This is a genomic window from Actinoplanes aureus (assembly GCF_015704865.1).
Lineage (GTDB): Bacteria > Actinomycetota > Actinomycetes > Mycobacteriales > Micromonosporaceae > Actinoplanes > Actinoplanes aureus.
This window is the reverse complement of sequence record NZ_JADQTO010000038.1, coordinates 1-25,366: the sequence shown is the minus strand read 5'-3', so window position 1 is coordinate 25,366 and position 25,366 is coordinate 1. Positions and strand designations below refer to the sequence as shown.

Annotated in this window: 19 protein-coding genes; 11 read left to right on the top strand and 8 right to left on the bottom strand. The window is 66.1% G+C overall.

What is annotated here, in order from left to right:
• Positions 1 to 14 precede the first annotated feature (14 nt).
• The 3 genes from I4J89_RS44085 to I4J89_RS44075 form a co-directional block, all read right to left on the bottom strand.
• Positions 15 to 326, bottom strand: a complete 312-nt coding sequence (locus I4J89_RS44085) for a hypothetical protein (RefSeq protein ID WP_196420202.1) — start codon at positions 324 to 326, stop codon at positions 15 to 17.
• A 73-nt stretch (positions 327 to 399) separates the two neighbouring features.
• A complete protein-coding gene (locus I4J89_RS44080; RefSeq protein WP_196420201.1) occupies positions 400 to 1,770 on the bottom strand; it encodes a caspase family protein in 1,371 nt (456 codons plus the stop codon).
• Positions 1,771 to 1,783: 13 nt separating this feature from the next.
• Complete coding sequence (locus I4J89_RS44075) at positions 1,784 to 2,449, bottom strand: hypothetical protein (protein ID WP_196420200.1); 666 nt, start codon at positions 2,447 to 2,449, stop codon at positions 1,784 to 1,786.
• A gap of 216 nt (positions 2,450 to 2,665) precedes the next feature.
• Here I4J89_RS44075 and I4J89_RS44070 point away from each other — a divergent pair, with 216 nt between their 5' ends.
• Genes I4J89_RS44070 through I4J89_RS44055 form a run of 4 tightly spaced genes read left to right on the top strand, consistent with a single transcriptional unit; the run spans position 2,666 to position 8,833 of the window.
• Positions 2,666 to 5,593, top strand: a complete 2,928-nt coding sequence (locus I4J89_RS44070; protein ID WP_196420199.1) for a M4 family metallopeptidase — start codon at positions 2,666 to 2,668, stop codon at positions 5,591 to 5,593.
• Positions 5,594 to 5,598: 5 nt separating this feature from the next.
• Positions 5,599 to 6,135, top strand: a complete 537-nt coding sequence (locus I4J89_RS44065) for a hypothetical protein (RefSeq protein ID WP_196420198.1) — start codon at positions 5,599 to 5,601, stop codon at positions 6,133 to 6,135.
• A 29-nt stretch (positions 6,136 to 6,164) separates the two neighbouring features.
• Positions 6,165 to 8,165: a sensor histidine kinase gene (locus I4J89_RS44060; protein WP_196420197.1), complete on the top strand. Its 2,001-nt coding sequence runs from the start codon at positions 6,165 to 6,167 to the stop codon at positions 8,163 to 8,165.
• Positions 8,166 to 8,179: 14 nt separating this feature from the next.
• Entirely contained in the window at positions 8,180 to 8,833 is a 654-nt protein-coding gene (locus I4J89_RS44055; RefSeq protein WP_309238751.1) for a response regulator, read from the top strand.
• A gap of 35 nt (positions 8,834 to 8,868) precedes the next feature.
• Here I4J89_RS44055 and I4J89_RS44050 read toward each other — a convergent pair whose 3' ends face one another.
• The gene (locus I4J89_RS44050) at positions 8,869 to 9,879 is read right to left on the bottom strand and encodes a hypothetical protein (protein ID WP_196420195.1); all 1,011 of its coding nucleotides are present in this window, start codon (positions 9,877 to 9,879) and stop codon (positions 8,869 to 8,871) included.
• Positions 9,880 to 10,438: 559 nt separating this feature from the next.
• Entirely contained in the window at positions 10,439 to 10,657 is a 219-nt protein-coding gene (locus I4J89_RS44045; protein ID WP_255521971.1) for a transposase, read from the bottom strand.
• Positions 10,658 to 11,321: 664 nt separating this feature from the next.
• Here I4J89_RS44045 and I4J89_RS44040 point away from each other — a divergent pair.
• Positions 11,322 to 12,560, top strand: a complete 1,239-nt coding sequence (locus I4J89_RS44040) for a hypothetical protein (RefSeq protein ID WP_196420193.1) — start codon at positions 11,322 to 11,324, stop codon at positions 12,558 to 12,560.
• Between the two features lie 92 nt (positions 12,561 to 12,652).
• Here the strand turns inward: I4J89_RS44040 and I4J89_RS44035 are convergent, their stop codons facing one another.
• Positions 12,653 to 13,264, bottom strand: a complete 612-nt coding sequence (locus I4J89_RS44035) for a VTT domain-containing protein (RefSeq protein WP_196420192.1) — start codon at positions 13,262 to 13,264, stop codon at positions 12,653 to 12,655.
• Positions 13,265 to 13,370: 106 nt separating this feature from the next.
• Here I4J89_RS44035 and I4J89_RS51845 point away from each other — a divergent pair, with 106 nt between their 5' ends.
• Positions 13,371 to 15,917: an Ig-like domain repeat protein gene (locus I4J89_RS51845; RefSeq protein WP_196420191.1), complete on the top strand. Its 2,547-nt coding sequence runs from the start codon at positions 13,371 to 13,373 to the stop codon at positions 15,915 to 15,917.
• A complete protein-coding gene (locus tag I4J89_RS44025; protein ID WP_196420190.1) occupies positions 15,914 to 19,168 on the top strand; it encodes a multicopper oxidase domain-containing protein in 3,255 nt (1,084 codons plus the stop codon). Before I4J89_RS51845 ends, I4J89_RS44025 begins: the two co-directional genes overlap by 4 nt.
• A gap of 124 nt (positions 19,169 to 19,292) precedes the next feature.
• Here I4J89_RS44025 and I4J89_RS44020 read toward each other — a convergent pair whose 3' ends face one another.
• The gene (locus I4J89_RS44020) at positions 19,293 to 19,643 is read right to left on the bottom strand and encodes a hypothetical protein (protein ID WP_196420189.1); all 351 of its coding nucleotides are present in this window, start codon (positions 19,641 to 19,643) and stop codon (positions 19,293 to 19,295) included.
• Between the two features lie 93 nt (positions 19,644 to 19,736).
• Here I4J89_RS44020 and I4J89_RS44015 point away from each other — a divergent pair, with 93 nt between their 5' ends.
• Positions 19,737 to 20,834: an integrase core domain-containing protein gene (locus I4J89_RS44015; RefSeq protein ID WP_196420188.1), complete on the top strand. Its 1,098-nt coding sequence runs from the start codon at positions 19,737 to 19,739 to the stop codon at positions 20,832 to 20,834.
• Between the two features lie 367 nt (positions 20,835 to 21,201).
• Here the strand turns inward: I4J89_RS44015 and I4J89_RS44010 are convergent, their stop codons facing one another.
• Positions 21,202 to 21,423, bottom strand: coding sequence for a hypothetical protein (locus tag I4J89_RS44010; protein ID WP_196420187.1), 222 nt, complete (start codon positions 21,421 to 21,423; stop codon positions 21,202 to 21,204).
• A 502-nt stretch (positions 21,424 to 21,925) separates the two neighbouring features.
• Here I4J89_RS44010 and I4J89_RS44005 point away from each other — a divergent pair.
• The 3 genes from I4J89_RS44005 (at position 21,926) to I4J89_RS43995 (ending at position 25,063) form a co-directional block, all read left to right on the top strand.
• The gene (locus I4J89_RS44005; protein ID WP_196420186.1) at positions 21,926 to 22,432 is read left to right on the top strand and encodes a hypothetical protein; all 507 of its coding nucleotides are present in this window, start codon (positions 21,926 to 21,928) and stop codon (positions 22,430 to 22,432) included.
• Positions 22,404 to 24,395: a hypothetical protein gene (locus I4J89_RS44000; RefSeq protein WP_196420185.1), complete on the top strand. Its 1,992-nt coding sequence runs from the start codon at positions 22,404 to 22,406 to the stop codon at positions 24,393 to 24,395. Before I4J89_RS44005 ends, I4J89_RS44000 begins: the two co-directional genes overlap by 29 nt.
• A gap of 215 nt (positions 24,396 to 24,610) precedes the next feature.
• Entirely contained in the window at positions 24,611 to 25,063 is a 453-nt protein-coding gene (locus tag I4J89_RS43995; protein WP_196420184.1) for a hypothetical protein, read from the top strand.
• The last annotated feature ends 303 nt before the right edge of the window (positions 25,064 to 25,366 follow it).

Here is a 25,366-nt window from a genome sequence, read left to right as displayed (position 1 = left end):
GCCTGACTTTCACGTCATTGGTCGTACGCCAGTGGGGCGTCGGCGGGAACGAGCGCCACGAGCCGGGATCCGCTGAGGCGCATCGGCTCGGCGAGCGCCTCGCGCGGGCGGAAGGTGAACTCGGAGAAGTCCGCGCGAGACAGGGAGACACGGCCATCGCTGATGCGCGCGACCTCCTGCCGCAGGTCCTGCAGCAGCCGAGTGCGGGTGCCCGGGTCCTCCAGTGCGGCGCGCAGCAGGTTGGCGGCGTCGGCGTCGGGTGGTGCGTCGAAGGGGCCGAATCCGGCCAGCGCGGTGGCCAGCCAGGTGACGATCGGGTCGGGCATCGGGATGTACTCCTCAGGTGTAGCGGGCCGGGCGGCTCCGGAGACACTGGCGCCGCCCGGTAAGGCATCGGACCTAGCCAGCGGTGGCCGCCAGCGCCCGTCCAGCAGGTGTGCGACGGCGGGTGCTCTGTGAACCGCCGCGGCCGGGGTCGATCACCAGTGGACGCTGGGACTCGAAGGCGACATCACGATCGGTCGCCCAGTAGAGGTTCGGGGTTTGCTGCGGCGGCATCAGCTCGCAGATCCGCCGGTGCAGGTCCGGGTAGTCGGTCGCGGCGCCGGTCGCCCACACCTCGAGGAACCGCTGGGTGAACAGACCGTTCCTTCTGCCGTCCATGGCCACCTGGTTGTCCTGGCAGGCAGACTCGGCGAGCACAGCGGGCATGGTGCGGCTGTCGGCGGACCGGTCGTGCCGACCCGCCGCCAGCGCGAGTTCCCGGTAAAGGCCCGCCCGCTTCGTGCTGTCAGCCTCCTGCACCTCCGGCGGCAGGAACCGCGCGCGCGGCACAGCCGACAGGTCCACCTGGTCCAACTCGACCAGGCGTGCGGCGAGCAGCTCCCAGATGCCGTCAACGAGCCGGATGACCCGGTCCTGCCCCTCTGCGCCAACCGCCCGGGTTGGATACAAGGCGTCGGCGACAGCAGGCATGATCTCGGACAGGATTCCCCGCAGGCCGGTACCCATCGACCGCTCGGCGTGCGGGGTGACGAGCAGGACGCCACGCTCGGTGAATCCGTCGGGGCTGTCCTGGATTGTCGCGGCCAGCGCGCGGTACGCCAGGTCCGCTGAGCGGGTCACCGTGCCGCTGTGGCAGGTGTCCGGCACGACGAAGATCCGCACGCCGGGGTGGAACTTGTCCCACAGTGCGGACAGCTCCCGGTCCAACAGTTGCCGGTCGTACATCACCAGCGTCTCGTCCAGGCCGTCCGGTTCCTCGCCGGTGGGGTCTTTTATTTGCGAGCCGTGGGTGGAGATGGTGAACCAGAAGTAGTCGCCGTCGTTGAGCTGCGCCGCGGCGTCGGTGATGGCGTCGATGACGGCCTGGGCAGTGGCCGCCGGGCCGAGCACCATCGTGCTGGTGAACCCCTGCGCCTGGGCAAGTGCCCGCATGTCCCGTGCATCGTTCTCGCAGCCGCGCAGCGGGGGCACCGGCACGGGGTACTTGGTCGGGTCCACCACATTGATGCCGACGTGCAGTGACAGTGCCCTGCACACCGTTGCCGGCTTGCCATCGCCGGCCTTGCGCAGGGCGGCCAATGTGATGGGGCCGACTGCGCCGTCGACCACCAGGTTCTGCGCCCGCTGGAATGCGCGCACTGCTGCCTCGGTGGGCTCGCCGAAGAAGCCGTCGCTTGCGCCCGGGTCGTGGTCGGCAGCGCGCAGCAGGTCCTGCACGGTCCGCACGTCGTCGCCGCGGTGGCCGCGGAAAAGAGTTCGAGCCATCCTGAACATCCCCTTACTGCTGCGGCTTGGTGAAGATCGAGATGATCGACGGCAGCGCGGTGGTGAGCGAGGAAACCAGTCCTCCGAGAACCGGGCCGATCCAGCGGGGCGCCGTGTTGGGATCGGTCAGCGAGACCGCCGACTCGCCACGGCCCTGGGTGAGTGACGTGACCACCTGGGTCACCGCCGGCAGCAGGGCGGGCAGTACTGCCCCGAGCAGCGGGAACAGCCACCGCTCGCGCAGGTCGTCGTCGTTGTCAGGGGCGGCCGCGTCACGGCGTCCAGCGAACGCGGAAATGATCTGCGTGACCGTCGGCAGTAGGTGCGGGACGAACGCCCCGACAACGTCGAAGAACCCGCGGGTGAGCTGCTCTGGATCCCGGGTTTCCGGACCTAGGACGTCGCGGTTCTGGTTGAGGATGTCGTGCAGAATGCCAGGCGCAGCCGAGGCAACAATCTTAATCACCTGGGTCAGGACGGGCACCATCCACCGCTCGATTTCGGGCTCGGCACCGCTGCCGCCGTCGACCGGCTCAGGCACCGCCGGGGGCGGGGTCCAGTCGGGACCGATGTCACGCTGTCCCACCGTGGATGCGGCCTGGGTGAGGCTGTCAGCGAGTGCGCGGACGATCTGCTCGGCGGCCGACTTGGCCGGGTCCATGGTGTTACTGGGGTTCATCATTACTTCCTTCCGAATGCCGCGGACAGTCGCGGAGTGGAACCTCCACTGCTGGAACCGTCCGTCTGGGCACGTCCTGGCGTCAGGAGGCAGTTGTCCCCGTGAGGCGGGATTCACGCCCGCAGGGTTCGGATGATCGGCCGAATCGATGGATATTCAGTCGCCGTATCGTCGGCTGGAGGGCTACTTCGGCGATGGTCGTGTTGTGGGGGCGTCATGGAAAACATCACGCCGGCCCAGCGTGCAGCGCTGGACAATCTGGGGCGGCGTCCCGGATTTCGGGTCGACTGGGACGAGCCGCGCGGCGTTGCCGCAGTGATTCGAGGCGCCGAATTGGGGTGGTTGGACGAGGACGGCGATCCGGTCGGTGCGCTCGGTCCCGCTCGGATTTTGTTCAGTCCGCTGCCGAGCGACGACGCGCCCGTTCTCGTGCCGTCGGATCGAGACGTCCGCGACGACCTGGGTTGGCGGCATGCCGGATACCAGCAGGTGGTGCCGACCCAGTCCGGGACTCTTGAGCTGCACCGGTCGGTCCTGACGGTGCACGTGCGCCCAGGGGGCGACATCTCCTCCGTGGAGTCGAGCTGCTACCGCGACGTCATGGTGGCGAAGTTTGACGAGTTCAGCCCGCTGGCGCTGCAGCAGCGGCTGGCAGCGGCAATTGCGGTCGCGATCAACGCCAAGGAACTCGCCGCAGCGAACAAGGACGAGCCGGGGTTCCCCATGATGACGACGCCGGAGCTGATCATCTATCCGCGCGGCGCCGGGTTTCGTCCGGCCTACCGATTGGAGGCGTTCGGGATGCGCGGCGATGACTCCGGTAAACCGCAGCTCGCAGAGCTGGGCAAGACGATCATCGACGCAGAAACCGGCGAGCGTCTTCTATTCGCGCCCACCGACCGCAGCCAGCAGCGGACACCGGCGATCGGGAGTGGGTTGTCGGTGACGCCGCTCGCCGGCGGATTCCAGCGGCGAGATCTGCACATCTCGGCGGATCCGCAGACCGGTACCTACTACCTCGAGGACCGTACCCTGGCGCGCCCGATCATCACATACAACGCCGGGAACGATGCCCAGTTCAACACCTACCTGCTGCGCCGCGACGCGCTGTTCCGCGGCGAGATGCCGATCTCCGGCAACGAGAGCGAACGGTGGGACAGGGTGCTGTCCGGCGGCACACTCGATGCCCGGACCAGGTCCCAGCAACCCGAGGTGGACCTGCACTTTCACATGCGCGCGGCATTCGAGTGGTACAGCCGCTTGGTCGGCCGCGCCGGGTGGGACGACGGAGCGTATTCCGAGCCGCTGCCCATCATCGGGATCGCACATGTGTTCGACCGCTGGGACAAGACGGCGTCACATATGCGTCGGCAGCGGAAGCAGGGTCGGTTGATCATGTGGATCGAGTTCCCTGATCAGGACGGCAAGATCTACACGTACTCGTCGGGATCCCGCTTCATCGTCGCGCACGAGTACCAGCACGCGGTCAACGACTTCGCCTTCCGCAGCGGTCCCGGCTCTCTTGGCCTGGACAGTTCCGACGACAACTGGCACGGCGCCTTCGACGAGGGCATCGCGGACCTGTTTGGTGGCTACCTCGCCGGCGACTGGCGGCCCTGCCGGGACATCTCGCCGGTGCGCCGGATTCTGCGCAACCTCGCCTTTCCGCGCGACACCGCGGCCGAGGACCCGTCAAACCTCGACCATTTCGGCGATCGGGCTGTCACTGGCTACCGGCATGCGCGGGGAACCATTTTGGCGCACGCGGCCTACCTCATGGATGCGGGCGGTGTCCACCAGCGGCCCGGCCGCAACCCGAACCGCATCGCCGTGCGAGGTCTCGGCACCGAGACGTACAAGGGTGCGGAAGTGCGCAAGGCGGCCCGCATCTGGTACCGGACGCTCATCCACCACTTCGCCCACCTCGGTGCGGCGACCGGCGAGGCAGCGCAGGATGAGCAATTGTTTCCCAGCTTCGCCCAAGCTTGCATCGACACCGCAGCGGACCTCTACGGCGAGGAATCGACCGAACACCGCACTGCCAAACGCGCCTTCTACGCCGTCGGTCTGTTCGCGTCGGCCGGCGAGTATGGCGCCGACGTGGGATTTCTGCCGCCATCCGTGGACTGGGCCGACTCCGTCCCGTACGTCGGGTTGGCCGGTTCCCCGTGGGCGTCGCGCGATCTTGTCGTCGTCGGCAGCGCCGACGAGAAGACGATCTTCTGCCGGGTGCGCAACTTCGGTGATGCACCAGCCACTGACCTGGAGGTGACCTTCGACTATGCCGAGCTGTCCACTGCGGGTGAGAACTGGCGGCCGGCCGTCGTCGCGGGCAGGCCTCTGGTGCTGCATATCGGCAGGCTCGACGCTGGAGCGTCGAGCTTTCCCGACGAGGCGCAGGAGAATCCGCCGGCGGCCGCCTCGATCCGGTGGCGACTGCCCACCGACCCTGACGGGCGGGTCGGCCACCACTTCTGCCTGCGGGCCACGGTGACGAGCCGGGGCGCGGTACTGGACCAGGTTCGTAGCGCCGCGGTGCACCTCGCGGACACGCCCGACGGTCACACCGTCACCGTGCTCGCCGGTAACCCCACGGACACAATGATCGAAGCCCGCATCGCCGCCGCGAGCGACATGGCGGGCGGCTGGAAAGCGACCGTGTCTGGGAACGCCGGAATGAAGCTCGTCCCTGGTGAACGCCGGCCGTTCGACATCAGGCTTGTCCCGCCCGCCGTCGACCCGGCCGCGCCCGCCGACCCGCCGCTTGGCGGCGAGGTCATCGGCCGGTTCGGTGAGCCGATGGCCGGCGACTTTCGCGGCGTACTGGCCGATGCCACAGCGACGCGGCAGTCACCGCCGGGGGTCTGGCGCGTCCAGGGTCGACTGGCGGCAACCATGACCGGCTCGATCAACGTGCACGGCGAGTTTCACGGCACCGTCGACAGCACGACCGGCAAGCTCGCCGGAACGCTGACCGGCAGCGGCGACCGGCCCGGAGACGCCCGCGGCGTTGCGGTCCGAATGGAGGTGGACGCGCAGCTGCGGCCCTGCCGTGAGGTGCGGGTCACGCAGACGGTCGGTGGCCGGGTCGTCGGCGGTGTCATGCTGCGCCTCGACGGCGCAGCCATAGATGATCGGAGGTAACCGGAATGCCCAGCATTGCACCCGCCCTGTCGAACAACGACAACAACATCGCGATCATTCAGGTGGACGACTGGTTCGTACACATCGCCGCCGACGTCGCAGAAATCAAGGAGCAGCACAACATCGGTCACCCCGGTTGCGGACTGCAATTCTTCGACGTCGAGGGCTACCAGTTGGCGCCCGCGTACGACGCGGCGTGGCAACTACAGGCGCTGTACCGGGCGCCCGGACCGGCTAACGCCGGAACGGTGCGACGCCGCTTGCAGGCTTGGCTGCGCAACTACCGGACCTTCGCACAGGAGACGACGGCGGACCGACTGCAGAAGAGATTCGCCCCGCACCAGCCGCCCGTGTTCAGCGACTACACACCGGCTGAGGTGCTCGCGGCTATGCGTGAGCACAGCGCCGATCCGCCCGACATCCGCGGCAAACCACTGGCCGACTGCTTCGACCTCATCCGCGCGTTCCTCCGCGCCGACGGCGGCGATCGCGGAAGCATGCTGCACAACGCCGCGCACGCCTTGGGCTGGACCCACTCCTGAGGCACCGCGAAACCTGGAGAGGGAGCACCATGGCGATTGTTCAGCACCTCCTGGTGTCCGGCCGTCGCTCCACTGCGGCCGCGATCGTCGCAGCGATTGTGACGCTGGTTGCTATCGGCCAGCTGCGTGATCCCGGTCAGGCGACGATGCAATGGGTCGGGCTCAACGCCGGGATCGCGCTGTCCTGCACGGCGATGGGAATGCTGATCCTGGCCGGCATCCCCACTCATCGCGTCGGGCGGCTACTCGTCGCGGCCGGCATCTGTGCGACGACCGCCGTGCTGGCGGTTAGTTGGACTGGCTGGCCGCCGCTGGCCTGGCTGGCGCAGTGGTGCTGGTGCCTGTCATTCAGCCTGGTGATCTTCGCGCTGCTGTTCTTTCCGGACGGCCGGCTCGGCTCACCATGGCGGCGTGCGCTCGCGGTGGTCATCACCGTGACGACCGCCGTCATCGCGGTCAGCTGGGCGATCGCCGCCCTCGATCCGCGGCGGACGTATCTGCTCGACGCGGTACCGCCCGCCACCGCGCGCGCCCAGACCTTCCTGGTCATCGCGGCGGCGGCCACGGCCGCCCTGCTGCTTGAAACCGTCGTGGTGGCCGGCTCGCTCTGGCTGCGATGGCGACGCTCGTCCGGCCAGACCCGTCACCAGGTTGCCTGCGTGCTGCTGGCCGGGGCGCTGCTGCCCATGACGATCATCCTGGACGTGCTCAACCTCCCCGGAGCGTGGATCCTCGTCTCGATGCTTATCCCGGCCGCGATGACCCTGGCGATCCTGCAGTTCGGACTTTACGGCCTGGACCGCGTCATCAATCGCACCATCGTCTGGCTGATCATGGCCTTCCTAGTCATCGTCGCCTTCGTCGCGCTCGTTGCAGTGTCCCGAGTTCTGCTGTTCGGCTCGGCGACCTCCGCGTCGCTGGCTGCAACCGGCGTGATCGCGGTGACGTTCCAACCAGTCCTCGATCGGGTCCAACGCGGCGTCAACCAACTGCTGTATGGCGACCGCGACGACCCGTACCGGGTGGTGACCCGGCTGGGCGGGCTGCTCGGCCGCACCGTGGAGCCGCAGTCGGTCCCGCCGCTGCTTGCCGAGACCATCGCCCGGTCCCTGCGCGTGCCGTACGTCGCCGTGGAGACCTTCGGTCGCCACGGCCCTCAGATCCTCGCTCAGTACGGAACTCCGGCGCCGGAGACGGAGTCGTTCGACATGATTTCGCACAGCGAGCTGATCGGCCGTCTGCTCGTGGCGACGCGCAGCCCTGCGTCGCGCTTCGCCCTGCGGGAGCGCCGCGTGCTCAGCGATGTGGCTCAGCACGCCGCGATCGCCGTCGAGGCGACCCTGCTAATCCACGACTTGCGCGAATCCCGGGAGCGGCTGGTCGTCGCCCGCGAGGAGGAACGCCGTCGGCTGCGCCGCGACCTGCACGACGGACTGGGACCGACCATCGCCGGTATGTCGATGCAGGTGCGCGCCGCTCAACAAGCGATCGTCGGGCAGCCCCGTGCGGCGGGCATTCTGGACCGCGTCGCCCGCGACCTGCAGATCTGCATGGCCGAGGTGCGGCGGCTGGTCGACCAGTTACGGCCACCCGCGCTCGACGGAGGTCTGGCCGCGGCGTTGCGAGCCGAATGCCGCCGATTCACCGGAGCGGACCTCACCGTCAACCTCGACGTGCGAACCGACCTAGACGGCCTGCCCGCTGCCTTCGAGGTGGCGGCCTACCGGATCATCGCCGAAGCTCTCACTAACGTCAGCCGGCATGCCCGCGCGACGACCTGCGACGTTACCGTCAGCAAGGGACAGGCGTTCGACTTGACGGTCGTTGACGACGGCGTCGGGTTCACCCCGGCCGGCCAGCGTGGCGTCGGCCTGACCTCGATGCGCGAGCGAACTGAGGAGCTCGGCGGTTCCTGCCTTATCGCCGCTCACGAGCCGCACGGCACCTGCGTGCGGGTCCGGCTCCCGCTGCGGTTGGACATCGGCCGCCCCACCGAGTCCGCCGCGCAACCGCAGGAGGTCTCGTCATGACTGGCGGCCAGCGCGTGCTGCTCGTCGACGACCATCCGGTCTTCCTGCGCGGATTGCGCGCGGTCCTGGAAGAGGAGCGTTGGGTTGCCAGCATCCTCGAGGCGGACACCGCCGCCGACGCGGTGCGCATCGCCCGCGAACATCCGGTGACCGTGGTCGCGATGGATGTCGCGCTGCCCGACGCAGACGGCATCGAGGCGACTCGGCGAATCCTGGAAATCCGCCCCACCGTCAACGTGCTCATGCTGACCATGCTCGACGACGACGAGATCGTGTTCCGAGCGCTCCACGCCGGCGCTCATGGCTACGCCCGCAAGGACATCCAGCCGGACAAGCTGGTCCAGGCGCTGTCTACGGTCGCCGACGGCGGGGTGGTACTCGGCCCCTCGATCGGGGCTGGCGTCCTCGCCGGAGTCAGACGCACCACGGCTGTGCTGCCGCCGCCCTTCGACCGACTCAACGACCGGGACCGGCTCCTGCTGTACCGGATGGCGCTCGGCGACAACAACGCGCAGATCGCCCACCGACTCGGCCTCGCCGAGAAGACGATCCGCAACCAGATTTCGGAGCTGTTCGACAAGCTGGGTGCCCGCGATCGTGTCCGAGCCGTGCTGCTGGTGCACGACAGCGGCGTCCTGCCGTACCTGACCCCGGACACGGCGCGGTGACGGTAGCGCGTGCGCCACCGTCACCAGGTGCAGGGTCAACTGTGCAGCCAGTTGAAGCGCAGGTGCTTACCGGACTTCTGCTCCAGCCCGCCAAGCTGGTACATCCCGGTCATCACCCCGAACATCTTGGCCTTGACGAATTCCAGGTATCCGGCGCCACGCACCTGATCCACCGGTACTCGGATCACGTGCGACGTTCGGTTCTCGTTGCGGACCTCGGCCCTGTCCACCTGGGTCCCGCCGATCATCAAGCGCAGCGCCTTGCCCCACGTACCGTACGGCTGGGTCAGCTCGAACTCGATGAATCCGGGCTCGATGTCCCACTCGTCCATGTTGATGGCGTCACCGTCAGGCAGCCATTGCCCCGTGAAGTTGATCCAGTTGAGCTGGGTGCCTCTGGCTTGGCCGGTCACCGCCGCGATGAGCGACGGCACTGCCTGGGCCAGCAGCGGGATCACCGCGCCGAGCAGCGGGCCGAGAAAACGGTGCGCGAACTCGGGACTGGACGCCGACGTGCCTTGCACGTCGCGGGATTGGCCGGTGAGGGCGGCAACAATGCTCGGCGCCGCGTTGACGATCATCGGCACCAGCGTCGTCAGCAGCGGCATCAGGAAGCGGGCGGTCGCATCGTCTCCGCTGCGGGGCACCTCACGACTTGCCCCGAGTGCCTGCACCAACTGCGGCAGTAAGTTGATGACCTGGGGCACCAGGACGCCGAGCACAGCCGCCAGTTCACGCTCGGTGTTGCCTGCTGCTTCGTCGAACAGCCGTAGGTCGCGGTTGCGGTCGCGGAGAGCGTCGATGATCGCCGGCACGGCCTGCACAACGGCGGGCAGGATCGCCGCGACGATCGGCAGCCAGCGCTCGGCCAGATCTCCCGGTTCTGGCGCCGGCAGTGGAACCTGAGCCGGATCAGTGGCGTCGTCGTCGACGTCCCGCTTGGAGGTCTGTGCGGTCAATGCCCGGTTGAGGTAGTCAGTGAGGGCTTGAGTCAGCTCGTCTGAGTCGGTACGGCCCATGCCATCGCTCTGCTTGGTGTTGCTCATGGAGGAACCTCGTTTCTTGTCTGTCGTCCTGTCTCCTCACCGTCCGAGCCGTACCGTCCCGGGCGCACCGGCTTCTGGTCCTTGGCAACCGGGAATGCCGCCTACATCCACGGGACAGCCGACGTCGAGAACGTGTGCCCCGCCTCGACCGTCCCGGTGACAGGGGGAGAGCCCGCCGTCCGGCGGAACTGGTGCAGCAGCGCGAACGTCTGCTCGACGACGTAGCGCAGCTTGTCCCCCGGCCCTTTAACTCCGCTGGTTTTGCATTTCAGGATTATTGGTTTGGTGCCACGCTCAGAAAGCCCGCCGGAAGGCGTCGCGGTCGTATCCCTTGTCCGTGAGGAGCACGTCGAACCGACGACGGACCGGCCGGGGCGTCCGGTGATGGGTTGTGAGCAGTCACAGGTCGAAGGCGTGCCGATGCCGTCACAGATCAGGTGGTGCTTCGAGCCGGGCTTGCCCCGGTTGACCGGCGACGGGCCTGTCCCCTGCACCCCTTCGCGTCGATGTGACACCCGTCCATCGATGGCTCTCCGCCAGTCGATCCGGTTCGCCGCGTTCAACCGGCCCAGCAGTATCTGGGGACCTGGTCGAAGACGCCGGCCTCGGTCCAACATTGCAGCCGGCGCCAGCACGTCGTCCCGGAGCCGAACCCGGGCAGATTTTCCCAGCTGATGCCGGTGTGCAGTACGAACAGGCTGCCCTGCAGGCACCGCGGTTCCGGCATCGGCCTCGGTCCCGGAGCCTTCTGTAGTCCACGGCGGCGCCATTGGCTCAATCAGCTTCCGAAACTCGTCGTCGACTACACACGCCTTGCTCACGTCCACCGAAAAGACCGACCTTAAACCTGTAGCGCCGATAATCATCGATTTGGCAGATCGTGTTAGCAGCTTTGAGCGACCTCGTGTCACCACGATGACAAGGCCACTACTTCGGCGAGCCGAGTCAATGCGACGATCCGCGACTATTGTCGGCCGACCGGGCATGCCCCGCGCGACCCGCTGCCAGCGCCCAAGACACCGGAGCAAAACGCCACACGCGCCGAGCGACTCAGCACCGCAGGCGCTGTCCGAGGCCGAACGCGCGCCAGCGCCGCAGCTTGCTCAACAAAGCGGCTGAAGCAGGCGGCCCCTCCCCTAACATCCACCGACGCGGACGCCTCGATCCGCCCCAAATTGTTCCTTCCCGCGCTGACATGTCGGCGGCGGGATGCCGATCCCCGAGAATCGCGATCCGCACATGCGCGCATTTTGCGTGACCAAAGATAGCTTGGTCATTCAGTTTAGATCATTTGATCTCAGTCATAATGTGAGTCTACGCGATGCATGCCAAGTCCGTCCGAGGAACTGACCCGTTCGGCTCTACCAGACCGACTCATACGTGACGCCTAATGAATACACGACGAGGCGAGGATGCAGCAGACTAGAGACATGGAGGCGGACATGACGAAAGGCGACCTTGAGCTCGGATACTGGCTGCCATTTACTCAGTTCGCCGTTAATACAACCAAACGATATATCGTCGTCGCAGGTGATTCGGGAAGCTATAAGCAGCTGGCGGCGGATGTCTCGCTTGTGCCCACAGCCATAGCCGATCCCAAGAGCCGCATGACTCTGAATATTGATGTGAGAGCACTCGAGAAGGTGTCCCTTGCAGTCAACCTCGACGACCGCGGATTCATTCAGTCTGTCAACAGTGAGTCCAGCAAAGATCTCGCTCCCGTGATGAGCGTCGTCGGTAAGGCAATCGGACTTGCCGCCGCCATAGTCGCTTTTGGGCCCGATGAGAACATTCCTACCGCATCGATGTCCCTTGAAGCTGAATGGGCTCTAAAGTACCCACTCCTCAGCCAAAATGCAGCAGCGCTTGAAGTAAAGATCGCGGAATATCTTCAGAAAGTAGGCGATCCTTCGACGCTTCCACAGGATGTGGTTCACGTCGGAGCCGCTCTGGAGGCGCTACAGAACCAGCTCGCCACCATAAGTCAGGCCAAGCGCACATGGATTGCCGCCCAAGCCGGACCATCGACCACTCAGGGATGGAAATATGCGCCGGAAGACTTAATGGCGCTGAACGGCGAATTACCTGTCACACTGCTCGAACCGGCTATACCTCCGCAACAGACGGACATGGCAGGCCAGTTCGGAGTGCTGGTTGCGATCGTCGACCCGGATCGAACGGGCGTCAGTCGCACGGCCGACGGATCGCTGGTCGATCGGATAGTCCTACGCCGCTCAAGGCCAGTGACCGTCGGTGTATATTTCCGTGACGAAAAAGATTGGAAACTCGACGAGAGTTCGGTTCGACAGCTTGACGTTGTCGATGGCCATAGCGAACTCGACCAGCTTTCTCTGGACGGATCCTGGTTGAAAACCAAGAGGTTTGAACTATCCTATCACCCGGACATGTCAGTGAAGTCATTCGGCGTGACCACTGCACCGAACGCATCTGCGGTCGCTACCTCACTGGGAGAGATCCTCGATGCCACCAGCGTCGCACGGAAACAGATCGCCGAACGCCCGGCAGCCGCCGAACAGCGGTTGAAGGCCGCTACGCTGCAACTGGATCTTTTGAAGACCGCAAGTGAATACGAGGTTCTGGCCGCGACCCACCGGGAATCGGAAGAGCTGGCTATCCTCGAGTTGCGAAAGCGACTACGCGAGGCTACCCGCGGAGCGTAGGCGCTGCACTCGTCCTGAGCTGCAGGATCAGCTTGGAAGGCGCAGGCCAGACGACAGCGTCAACGGAGTCCGTCGACTTTCGCGCAGGAAAGTCAATCCATCAGCGACCGGCCCAGCACCCAGCAAAGCAAGGTGGCCACCGCGACCGCGCCGAAGACGACGAAACCGTCGCCGGCTGTTGCGCCGCGCCAGCCCGCGTAGGAGAAGGCAACGGCCGGTCCGGCGGTGCCCGCAGCGGCGGCGGCGAACGTTGCCACCGGCCGCATTCCCAGGGCACCAGCGGTGTACGCCACAGTCTCGGCCACCAGCGGCAACGGCCGGCTGACCACGACCGCCAGCAGGCCCCAGCGCCGCACCAGCCCCGCCGGGCGAGTGGTGCCGGTCACGAGCAGCTTGCGGGACCGCCACCCGAGGACATATCCGACGGCGAATCCACCGAGACCGCCCAGTAGCGCCAGCGCAGCGCCGGCGGCCAGGCCGAACGTCGCACCCAGCGCGACCATCACGACGCTCGACGGCACCGGCAGCACGGCGTCGGCGACCAGCAGCCCGACACCGATCGCTGCGGCGGCGACCGAGACCGTGCCCAGCACCGGCCGCGGGTCGGTGACCAGCGGCACTCCGGCCAGGTCGACGATCAGGAAGACCATCAGGAGCATGGCCACCACGACAGCGACCAGCATCCAGATGCGCAGACGCCCCATACCGGTGACGGTACGAGCGACACCGACTCTTGACAGTCAGTAAGCAGACAACTACTAATGGGCAACGCGCCGCGGTCGTACGGTGTTGGGCACAGCAGGAAGGCGGGTGTCCACTGTGGCCGTACTGATCTCTCTCGCCGGGAACGCCGCGGGTGACGGCTTCCTGATCGCTCCCGCGGGTTCGACCTACCCGGCGGAGCTCCGCCTGTGGACGGACGCCGGATCGGCATCCGTCACACTCCAGGCATCACCGAACCCGGCCGGTCTGGTCTTCAGCCAGACGACGGTCACAGTCTCCACCACACCGTCGACCGTCCTGGTGCACGCCACCCTGCAGAGCGCGGCGCGGCAGGACACCATCATCGAGGTACGCGACGGTGCGACGGTGGTCGCTACCTTTGCGGTGACCTCGATCAAGCACCCGGCCGTTCACTTCCGAGGCCGGTTCGAGGCGCGCTTCGGCACGGACGGCGGCGCCTACAACCGCAACCCGATGTACACCGCCACCAACGACGCTGCGGTGCCGCCGGGCTGGACTTGGGGCCTGGAGGGCGAGCCCGGCTTCGTGCCCGCCATCGGCAGCGTCCCGGAGAACCTGGAGACCCCGGTTGGCCGGGTCGTGCGCCTCAACAATCCGGTGGCGCTGCGCTCGCACGCGGAGGCGGTAGTCACCACCGTCGACGCCATCGCTGGCATCACCACCGGGGGTCCGGAACGGTTCACCGCCGGCGACCCGCTGATCGGCGAGCCGGTCGACTTCGGCTCGGACACCTACCTGGCGGGCAATAACCCGCAGAACCCCGCCGACCCGCAACCCGAGGAAATTTGGAGCGCAGCGTTGGAGCCGATGGGCCTCTTCCTGCTGCGCCTGGGCAACCGATTCAGCGGCGGGTCCAGCCTCGGGCCGTTCGTCAGCAAGGCGACCACCATCAACCAGCACACGCGTACGCCGGACGACCGGCCGATCGCCAACGGGCTGGTGGCCGTCCCGCCCGGTGAGATGGCCGCCTTCGGCCTCCCCAGCCTGGTCACCTGGAGCGAAACCCGGATCGACCAGTTGCTCGCCGATTACAGCGTCCTCCCGGCCGGTGACTCGGCCGACCGGCGCAACCTCAAGCGTCGCATCGGCCACCTTCTGGCGTCGGTCAGCCCGCCCAAACGTACCGCCGTGCTGAACGCCAACCCGGGCCAGTTCACCGTACGCGCCGGTACGCTGACCGGCGGCTGGGCACAAAAGGAGATCTACACCGGGAAGGTCAACGCCAACTTGTCCTTCGCACCGGCCGGTTCCGCCATGGTCCAGTACCTCTCGGAGTTCAGCTCGCTGCTGTTCCAGTGGCACCCGTTCGGCTTCCATTCCGACGAGCTGTGCGGGCACCACTGGGGCACCGTCGCGACCGACGTCAGCTTTAGCGGCGCCTACACGGGCGACCCGCATACGGTGACCGTAGACGGCACCCGCTACGACTTCCAGTCGGTCGGCGAGTTCACCTTGCTGCGCGGCGGCGACCTAGAGATCCAGGTCCGTCAAACACCGGTGAACGCCGCCAACCCGGTCACCGACGGATACACCGGAATCACCGTGTGCGTCAGCCTGATAACCGCGGTCGCAGCGCGGGTGGACGGGCACACCCTGTCGTACCAGCCGGCCCTAGAGGGCAAGCTGTTACAGCTGTTCGTAGACGGCAAGGCCGCAGATATCGCGCCGCCGGGCCTGAACCTCGGCGCCCACCGCGTGTCGCTGTTCGACGCTGGTGGCGAGCGCGGGCTGCGGATCGACTACGCGGACGGCTCCGTGGTGACGGCCACACCGGCGTTCTGGAACCCGTACCGGGTCTGGTACCTGAACATTGCCGTCTCCGGCACCCGGGCGGACGAGGGAATCATGGGTCAGGTCCCGCGAGGCGGCTGGCTGCCGCGGCTACGCGACGGCACGGACCTAGGCCCGATGCCGGCCGGCCTGCCGGACCGCTACGACGCGCTGTACCGGACGTTCGCCGAATCCTGGCGGATCGACGACCGGACCAGTCTGTTCACGTACAAGCCGGGCACCTCGACCGAGACCTTCACCGACCGCGCCTGGCCCGGCGAACGCCCGCCGTGCAACAACATCCGGCCTGAGCTGGCCGCACCGGGCACGCACGAGCTAGGCGGCATGGACGTCGAAGAGGCCGAGGCGATCTGCCGGGTCGTCACCGAGGGCGACCTGCACGCCTTCTGCGTCTTCGACGTGGCCACCACCGGCGACGCCGCGTTCGCTAAAGAGTACGTCGCCGCCCAGGAACTCCGGCTCTACGGCACCAGGGTCGAGGTCGAGGGCTTCGAGGCACCGACGTTCGCCGACCGCACGCCCCGCGACGACGATACCGATCAACCGGCGCGCCGGTCCGGTGCCCTCGCGGTCACCGCCCGGGTATCGGCTCTGACGCCCGGCCGGCCAGTGCCGACCGGATTGCTGACCTTCGTGGTAGACGGGACGCCGATCAAGCGGCCATTCGAGCTGGACCCCCTAGGGCGGGCCCGCACTACGCTGCGGCTGAAGCCCGGCGACCACGTCATCCAGGCCACCTACACCGGTGGCGGGCGCTACTCCAACCACTCCAGCACGAGCGCCAACCTGCTCTGCACGGTCGCGGAGCAGGACCGCTCATGACCACCGGCGCCAGCCCGTACGTCGTCCCGGTCGCGACTGACCTCGACCCGGCGCCGGGCATCCTCGCCACCACGATCGTGGCTCGCCACGCGATGGTCGACATCGGCGGTGTGACGGCGCACGCCGAGACGTTCAACGGCGCGATCCCAGGGCCGGTCCTGCGGCTCGACGTGGGCGACCGCGCGTTCGTCCGGCTGGTCAACGAGATGCACCACCCGATCGGCATCCACTGGCACGGCATCGAGCTGGCGAACGGCGCGGACGGCACCGAGGTAACCCAGGACGGGGTGAGACCGGCCGCCCATCACCCGCCACCGGCACCGGCACCGGCCGGTGGCACCCACCTGTACGCCTTCACGGCGAACCGGCCCGGCCTGTACTGGTACCACCCGCACCACCACCACGCGACGAACCACGTGTTCCGCGGCATGTACGGCATGATCGTCGTCAACGACCCGCACGAGGCCGCGCTGATCGCCGCCGATGTGTTGCCCGGAGCCGCCGACACCCGGCAGCTCGTCCTCAGCGACATCACCGTGTGCAAGGCGCCCGGCTCGAACGACACGGCAACCTATCCCGACCCCACGACCATGTCGGTGGCAGACCGGGCCGAGTGGCTCAGCGGCGCCTCGGCACAACCACCACCGACGCCGCTGACGTTGTGCCAGGTGCCCACCGCGGCGGCCGACGACGGCAGTCCCGCACTCGCGTCGTACACCGCCGGTGACGTCCCCAGCGTCTTCCGGACCGGGCAGCACAACGAGGGTCAGACGGTGCTCACCAACGGCGTCAACGTAGGCGGACGGCTCGGCCGTCCGGACGCGCCCGGGGCTCTACTGCCCGGGGCCCAAAAGATGGACGTGCTGGCCGGTCAGGGACTGCGCCTGCAGATCGCCAACTGCTCCATCAACCGATACTTCCGGCTGATCCTTACCACCGCCGTCGGGGTGACGGTGCCGCTCGTGCGGGTCGGCGGAGAGGGTGGGCTGCTCGACAAGGCGGTCGTCGAGGGCGGGGCGACGACCGGCGGATTCGACACCAAGTTCGGCGCCGGGGAGATCCTGCTGCCGCCCGGCTCCCGGGCCGACGTCGTGGCCGCCATCCCGCCGGCCGCGACCGGCGGGCTGACGCTTTGGACCCGCGACTACCGCCGCAGCGGCGGACTCTGGGCCGGGCTACCAACCGTACCCGTGATGCACCTGAACGTCACCGGACCGGCGGCGGCAACCTTCACGATCGGCGGCGGCACCGCCCTCCGTGCCGCGATCCCGGCGCCTGTCGAAACGCTCGGCGCGGCGACCGGCACGCTGCTCGATCCCGCCGCCTTCGCACCGGCCAAGCCGGGATCGGCGAACCAGGACATCCAGGTGACCGGTTCGGCCGGGATCGACGGCGTCTCCGGCTCCTTCATGGGCTTCGTGCCGTTCACCGCCGCCCCGCACATCGCCACGTCCCGCTGGGCGGAGCAGGACCGCATCCTGGAACTAACCGTCACCAACCTCAGCGGCAGCCACCACCCATTCCACCTGCACGGGTTCTCGATCCAGCCGATCGCGCTGGAGCAGCCCGGCTTCCCCTCCTTCGCCTGGCCATACCGCGAGTTCCGCGACAACGTCGACATCCCGGCCGCCTACACGCTGCGGTTCCGGGTGCGGCTCGCCGACCGCCCGCTGCCGGACGGCGTCACGCTCGGCGGCGCACTCGGCCGATGGCTGTTCCACTGCCACATCTTCATCCACCACCACCAAGGCATGATCAGCGAACTCGTGGTGTCAGACACCGACGGCAGCGAGCGACCGTACGTGACCGTCGCCGGCTCGTGGGCGTACACCCCGGTCGGCGGCATCGCCCAGCGCCAAGGCACGTACCACCATCCCGACGGCGACCCGGTCAGCCTGACGGCCAGCACCGGCGTGGTGACCGACGATGGCGGTGGCACGTGGTCGTGGACGTACGACGCCACCGGCGTCCCGGCGCACACCGAATACGTCTACCTCACGGCCACCGACCAAGCCGGCCGGGCCGACCAGACCGTGTTCCGGCTGAAGATAGGCGCACCCGACGACGGATCGGACAACGGCGATCCGCACGTGCACACGGTCGATGGGAAAGGCTCCGACTTCCAGGGCGCCGGCGAATTCGTGCTGCTGCGCGACCACGAAGGGATGGAGGTGCAGGCCCGGCACTGGCCGGTCGCGGCGGCCGCCCCAGTCACCGACCCGGCGACCGGACTGACATCGTGCGTCAGCCTCAACACCGCCGTGGCGGCACGCGTCGGCGAGCACCGGATCGCATACCAGCAGGGCTGGCAGGGCAGGCACGGTGAACTCGTATTCTTCGTGGACGGCGATAAGGCACGCTTGCCACGCGAGGGTCTGGACCTCGGAGACCACCGGGTGACCGCTATGGAGCTGGGCAACGGCGCCGCCGGGCTGCGGGTCGACTACGCCAGCCAGGCGGTCCTGACCGTGACGCCGCATTACTGGACGGCGTACGGCATCTGGTACCTGAATGTGCGCGTCTCCCGGACGCAGGCCGACGAGGGCATCATGGGCGCGATCCCTGCGGACGGCTGGCTGCCGCTGCTGCCGGCCCGGGTGTCCAGCGGCCCGATGCCGGCGACGCTGTCGGAGCGGCACAACGTGCTGCACCGGACTTTCGCCGACGCGTGGCGGGTAACCGACGAGACCAGCCTGTTCGTGTACGAGCCGGGCACCTCCACCAAGAGCTTCACCGATCCCGGCTGGCCTGCCCCACAGGCGCCGTGCGTGGTGCCGCCGCAATTCGAGGTGCCCGGCGCCCACCCGCCCGCGGCCGGGCTGCCGGAGCAGGCGGCGGAATGGGCCTGCCGCAGGGTCACCGACGACGCCCTGCACGGTGACTGCGTCTTCGACGTGGCCAGCACGGGGGATGCCACTTTCGCCCGCGCTTACCTGCTGGAGCAGCAGATGTTCCAGCAGGCCACCGCAGTCCAGGTGACCGTCGGGCGCCCAGACGGCCCGGCCGTGCCGGTGACGGCGACGGTGCTGCCGCTGGTCCAGACGAACGAAAGCCGCGCCCCGGCCGGGTCGGTGGCCTTCATGGTGGACGGCCGGCCGGCCGGGAGCCCGGTCACGCTCGACCCGAATGGCCGCGCCACCATCGTCCTCGACGGGTCGCACCGTGTGCGGGCCGAGTACGGTGGGGGCGGGCCGTACCGGCCGAGCGTCAGCGCAACGTTCACCGTCGCTGGAAGGGGCCACCACCACTGAGGTCGATCATCGGCAACCTCGCCGACGGAGAGCCGCTGCGCCGGTATGGACAGCGAGTACAGCTGCGCGCCCCATAAAGAGGAACCCGTCCGGGTGAAGTCCTCCCCGACGGGTTCCTTGTGCACTATTTCAATGGAATAGTAGTAGATAGCCTCACGGTATGTTGGGAATAGGTCTGTGTCGCCCCTCGGACACCAACCTTTTCCCCACGGTTCGCGCCAAGACTCACGTCGGCGCGGACCGTTGTCGTTTCGGGGTCGTAGACCAGGCGCAGGTTGAGCTGCCGATAGACCTCGGCCTTGTCCTCCGCGTGAGCGTTACGCAGGACGGTGACGATGTCGCCGAGCGCGGTGACGAGCTGGCGGATCTCGTCCTGGGTCATCCGACTCGGAGCCTCCGAGGTTTCCGTCAGCCGTCGTTCCAGTCTCGCGCGTTCAGCCTTGTACTTGCCGGAAAGTACATCCGCGCTGGTCAAGGGACTTCTGGCAGTCGGGGACGATCGCGGCTGCCCCGGGGTGTCGGTGTCCCCCGAGTCCTCGTCGTCGGTGAGTGGCGAGGATGTTGACTCATGCTGCTGCGCCTGGCGTATCTGGGTTTTACGAACGCGTTCGCGTTGCTGCGGCTGTTGCCGGGCAACGATCGCGACAAGGACACCGAGATCCTCGCTCTGCGGCATCAGCTCGCGGTGTTGCAGCGGCAGCTCGGCGGGAAGCGGGTCCGGTTCGCACCGGCCGATCGGGCGTGGCCGGCCGCGCTGCTCAGCACGCTTCCCAGGCCGGCGTTGCAGAACCTGCGGCTGCTGGTACGCCCGCACACGGTGCTGCGCTGGCATCGCGACCTGCACGCCCGCCGCCACGCAGCCATGTCCCGGCCCCGACGGCGAGGACGCCCCCGCACCGTTCGCTCGATCCGTGCACTGGTACTGCGCCTGGCAGCGGAGAACCCGTCGTGGGGATACCGGCGCGTACACGGCGAACTACTCACCCTCGGCGTGAAGGTCGCCGCGTCCACCGTCTGGCAGATCCTGCACACGGCGGGGATCGATCCCGCCCCGGACCGCGCGACCACGACCTGGACCCAGTTCCTGCGCTCGCAGGCCGAGGCGATCCTGGCCGTCGACTTCCTCGAAACGATCACGCTGGCCGGCACCCGCCTGTATGTCCTCGCGGTCATCGAGCATGCCAGCCGCCGTGTCCGGGTCCTCGGCGCGACCGCGCACCCCACTACGGCTTGGGTGGCCCAAGCTGCGCGGAACCTGGTCATGGACGTCGAAGACACCGGCTGCCCGGTGAAGTACCTGATCCGCGACCGCGACGGCAAATATCCGGCCCTGTTCGACGCGATCCTGGCCGACGCCGGCATCACCGTGGTACGCACCGGTGTCCGGATGCCCCGGATGAACGCGATCATGGAACGCTGGGTACGGACCTGCCGCCGCGAGTTGCTCGACCGGACACTGATCCTCAACCAGCGGCATCTGCTGCACGCGTTGCGCGAGTACGAGGCCTTCTACAACGAACATCGCCCGCATCAGGGTATCGGCAACGCCCGGCCACTCGCCCCGCTACCCGCACCGATCACCGACCCGGACCGGCTCACGCGACTCGACATCCGTCGACGCGACCGCCTCGGCGGCATCCTCCACGAATACGAGCATGCCGCCTGAACTGCACGGATGACATTCTCGGCAGGTACAATGCCGCTAAGAGATCCGGGTGCAGGCTGCGGACCGGTTCGAACGAGGCGCGCCGACCGTTCCGGGTCGCAGTGCGGCTGGGGGTCTGGGCAAAGTCGGCGTACGCGAGGAGGAAGCGGCGGCCTGCCTGCTGTCGGGCCGGGCCGCGAGGGTCCTGGCGGCAGCGTGTGCCAGCAGGCTGGCGCTCCGCTGCAGGGTTTACAGGACGTGTTCCTCGCCGAGACCAGCCTGCCGCTTCAGTCTCAACCGCCCTGATCACTCACCCTTACCTATCAACCTCGGCAGGCGCACCGCCTGACAGGACATTGCCTTCGAACATGCGAACTATCGCAGCCTGTTATTGTGGCTCAAAGTATATGTGCATCTCGAATACCGGCCGACCAGGATAGGGCTGACGAGAAACGCGTTGCCAATGCAATGCCTGGATCTCGACGGAGCCATCGTTCTTGGCGATCCATTGAGCCGCTCGATTGAATACTTCCGCTTCGCTATTGCCGCCAATGCATACCGCTGCCACATCATCATCTTGACGCGGTTCATCCATCACCAGCCACTCCAAGGGCTTGACCTTTGACGCCGAGGCGCACAGGCATGCTATGTTCCATCGACGGTAGAAGCCACAGCATGTCGCGCTTCTGACTGATAGAAACATCGCCTACCCTAAATATAGGCATGCGCGGCAATCGGAATACCTCGCGACCCGCCCGGCGGAGCGGTCGCAACACTGGCGCATTGTAGTATCTCAATCTTCTGCGCCGTTTGATGTCACTAACACGGGTTCAACGATCTAGAATTTTGGGTGTCGGCTACCTGACCAACCAACTGCGACCCATAGCCGGCTGACGACTGCGTCCAGTCGCCGTAACCGACGCGGACTCGATCATTTAGCCCCTCAACAGTCCATGCGCTGAGCTGGTGTTACTTTGCTGGCGCATCCGTCAATGCGCGGCCTCGCCCACGGTCGATAGAAATGCTCGGAGCGTTGCCGCCGCCCGGCCGGTCCACGGCTTCCAACAGCTCCATAACTGATCAAACTTTCCGTAGCAACCCATATTTGGACAGTGGTTCCGGTCTCCAATGACGGTATCGTATCTCGTGAATGCGACACCCGCACTGCCGCCGATATCAACTTACTCTTAGCGAGGTGCATATTGGATTTCAACGAAATTGCCGGTGCTGCGGCATCGGCTGTAGTAACAGCGATGGCTACCAATGCATGGTCCGATGTCAGGACCAAGTTCGCCCGAATCCTCGGGCGTGGCGAGTCAAGCGATGAGGAGGAAGCGCTGACTGAGTTAGATGGAATGCACAGCACATATGCCGCAGCGCGGCCGGAGTTGAAGCCCGAAGTAGCACGCGACTTAACGGCCGAATTGCGGGGGCAGCTCCGGAGTCGCCTTCGCGGCGATGCGTCATTCGCCGCAGAATTCGAGGCGTTGGCCGAAGAAATATCTAATCATCTCGGGAAGAGCGGCGGAGGGTTGACGGTGAATCAATACGGCCAATCCGAAGGCAAGAGCACTTTCATTCAAGTCGGCCATGACTATCGCGATGAACGACAGCGATAGCAACTCACAGCGCCCAAGCGTTAAGCAAATCGGGACATCCCACGACGGCAGTACGCTCATCCAGGTTGGCCACGACCTCATCCACAACCAACAGCGTCTCTTGTCTTCGATTGACGTAACCGACGAAGCGCGGGACGGGGCGAAGGTTTTCGAGCCGCCGCCCCTCTACCGCAAAGCTGTCGAGGTACTTGAAGGCACTCGACAGTCATTTCCAGTCGTCGTCCTCGAGAGCGCCGTCGGGACCGGACGAAGAAGTACCGCACTTTCCCTCCTCAACCGCGGCAATCCCGAAATTATCCTCGATCTAATCACCGACTGGCAGAGACCGCGTACCAACGAACTGCCCTGCGAGAAGAACGGCCGATACCTCTTAGACCTGACGTTTGAGCCGGACACTATAGCCGAGTCATTCGCCCGGGAGTTGCAAGACTTCGCCAGCAGGCTTCAACGTTTTCACGCGAGGCTGATCATCGTCGTTACGAGCGAGAGATGGCGCTTGTGTCTCCCGCTTGCGTCCAACATTACGATCGACCCGGGGATCCCTAAACCATTGAAAGTGCTGATAAAACGCTTGGAGGCCGCGGGATCCCCCCATACTCTCGTTGACCTGCGAAATAGGGTCCAGATTTCAGAAGTGCTGGACGATTTAGAGGCTGGGCAGTTTCCGCCACAACGAGCGGCAGAGCTCGCCTCGACGCTGGCGTCGACAGTCACTCTCGACGAGGCGACGGCTTCGCGTATAAACGACGAATATTTCCGCTGGCGGTCCTACCTCGACCAGCAGCTCGGGAAGCTTCGCGACGTACATCCGAATATGCGCCAGAACGACGTCGCGCGACAACGAGCGCTCTTGATCGCCGCGGCAGCGCTCGATGGCGCCGACGCGGAGGCTGTACTCACGTCATCGGACTACTTGCTGCACAACAAGAAGGCTAAGCCTCAACCAGCGGATCTGCTGGCCGGTCCAGAGCTGTCCGGGCTCTTGGAGAGTATTGAGGCCATTCGAGAGGGTGATCTTATCTTCTTGACCCGCCGACGTCGCGGACTGGACCAAGCCATCCTCGACCGCATTTGGACCGAACGACCCCAGCTTCGCAGCTACCTCCTGGACTGGCTGGCCGACATCACAGGTGAGCGCAAGCCAGCGGTAGAGTACCTTGACCAAATTTCCCGAGTGCTCGTCCGGCTCGCCAAGGAGCACCGATCAATTGAGGTGCTCGATGTCGTCTTTGGCTGGCTGGATGGTCGGCAGCAGCACCGGCGCCTGTCGATCGAGCTACTCGATGGCCTTGCAACCAGCGCCGATATCGGCCCAGCAGTGCGTCGACGGCTATATCAAGCGGCTTCCTCCGCGTCGACTTCACCGGAGGCATTAGCCGGTATCGCGGAAGTTTGTGCCCGCCAGTTCGGCCGAAAGTTTCCAACGATGGCATTGACGCGGCTTCGTCTTCTACTCGACCACTCTTCGGGCAAAGCTAAGCCGTCCGCCCTATCTGCTTTGCGACTACTGGCCCTAGTTAGCGAGCAGATGCGTCAACTTGTCGTCCGCCAAACGCTCGACTGGTTCGGCAGCAAAACAACGCAGGCGGCGGGAAGCTTCGCCCTGACTACACTCTTAGATGCCCGCGCGAAGGATGCCACAATCGAGGGCGTGCTGATCGACGTCGTCCGGCACGACGAACTCTCGCGGAGGATCGTCGACGGGTTCACCAAGCTGATAGGCGACGAGCAAACGCGTCCGCGAGCTTTCGAGCTGGCTGACGCCATGCTTAAGCAAGCTGATGCGGAGAGGCTCGATAGGTCGGCCGTCTTGGACTTGCTCACACCGGCCATACAACCGATCGTGCAGGAGGATGACGTCGCGTCCTTGCTGTTGGGCGCCGCTGGGTGTACCCAGCGGGAACTATTCCGCCGTCTCGTACAAATTAATTCACCGCTGCGCGTGTCCAGGAGTGAGGTTTGAGTCGATGGCACGGCGCCTTGGCGTTATTGCGGATAGCAGGCTGGCGCAAGGATGAATTTTCGGTCCGAATGAAGGCGAACTCCAATACATTCAATGTACATTTTCGAGTCTGGTGGCGAAGGACGGCAGGAGCCACCTTGGCCACTATTCACGATAGTTTGATATCTAGAGGTTCGCACGTGCTTAAGGGCGTCTCACATTTAGGTCTCGACTCGATGGCGATCAAAATGCACGAGTCATTTTCCTCGATCTCTCCTGAACTATTGTTCGTTGAAGTGGCCGTCTCGATTGAGAAGAGGTCAGAACGCTCGGAGTTGAAGGCTGAACTTCTGCGTCTCGAATTCCTGCGCGACCACGTCTTTACCGACGCCGCTTTGGGAAGAATCTGGTGGATGTCGCAGCGGCCAGAGTTAGTGGACGCGGTCGGCAGCCAAATCTTTCTGGACACTCTGCATGAATCCGCCGCCGCCCAGCTCTCTGACTCGCAGCTCTCGGAGGCAGAGCTCCTACCGCTGTTGATCGACTTCGTGACCTGGCTTAGTAGCGGAGAGAAACGGGCCGAGTTGGCCATCGAGCTATTTGCGACCACACTCGCGACGGTTGGCCGGACGGACCTCCAAGAACGATTGGATCGCATCAGAACCGAGGGTCCGCAACGTTCCGAGTAAGGGATTCTGTGCCAATAAATGGAATCACCGAGAGGGCGGAGGCTCCGTTGCGTTGGCTGACCGTAGGAACAAGGAGCGTTTTCCAACTGAGTTCGCGCAGCTGACGGCGCGTCCAGGGGTGGGTTGCGAGGCCAGGTGAGGCTCCCGGTAAGACAAGCAATCGACCAAGAAAGATGCCTGAAGGGTGCCAGTTCGAGGATTCGAGGCTGTTGCACCGGTTGCGCCTCGCCGCCGACTACCCGGCCGGTAGGAGTGAGGACAGTCGGCGGCAGCAAGGCGGCAGACCAGAGTGCCGGCAGTGGG

Excerpts from the sequence above, each read along its gene's own strand:
- I4J89_RS44075 (WP_196420200.1), bottom strand. The coding sequence starts at position 2,449 with ATGAACCCCAGTAACACCATGGACCCGGCCAAGTCGGCCGCCGAGCAG.
- I4J89_RS44085 (WP_196420202.1), bottom strand. The coding sequence starts at position 326 with ATGCCCGACCCGATCGTCACCTGGCTGGCCACCGCGCTGGCCGGATTC.
- I4J89_RS44080 (WP_196420201.1), bottom strand. The coding sequence starts at position 1,770 with ATGGCTCGAACTCTTTTCCGCGGCCACCGCGGCGACGACGTGCGGACC.
- I4J89_RS44060 (WP_196420197.1), top strand. The coding sequence starts at position 6,165 with ATGGCGATTGTTCAGCACCTCCTGGTGTCCGGCCGTCGCTCCACTGCG.
- I4J89_RS43995 (WP_196420184.1), top strand. The coding sequence starts at position 24,611 with ATGGCGATCAAAATGCACGAGTCATTTTCCTCGATCTCTCCTGAACTA.
- I4J89_RS44035 (WP_196420192.1), bottom strand. The coding sequence starts at position 13,264 with ATGGGGCGTCTGCGCATCTGGATGCTGGTCGCTGTCGTGGTGGCCATG.
- I4J89_RS44065 (WP_196420198.1), top strand. The coding sequence starts at position 5,599 with ATGCCCAGCATTGCACCCGCCCTGTCGAACAACGACAACAACATCGCG.
- I4J89_RS44015 (WP_196420188.1), top strand. The coding sequence starts at position 19,737 with ATGCTGCTGCGCCTGGCGTATCTGGGTTTTACGAACGCGTTCGCGTTG.
- I4J89_RS44040 (WP_196420193.1), top strand. The coding sequence starts at position 11,322 with ATGACGAAAGGCGACCTTGAGCTCGGATACTGGCTGCCATTTACTCAG.
- I4J89_RS44070 (WP_196420199.1), top strand. The coding sequence starts at position 2,666 with ATGGAAAACATCACGCCGGCCCAGCGTGCAGCGCTGGACAATCTGGGG.
- I4J89_RS44000 (WP_196420185.1), top strand. The coding sequence starts at position 22,404 with ATGACTATCGCGATGAACGACAGCGATAGCAACTCACAGCGCCCAAGC.
- I4J89_RS44050 (WP_196420195.1), bottom strand. The coding sequence starts at position 9,879 with ATGAGCAACACCAAGCAGAGCGATGGCATGGGCCGTACCGACTCAGAC.
- I4J89_RS44025 (WP_196420190.1), top strand. The coding sequence starts at position 15,914 with ATGACCACCGGCGCCAGCCCGTACGTCGTCCCGGTCGCGACTGACCTC.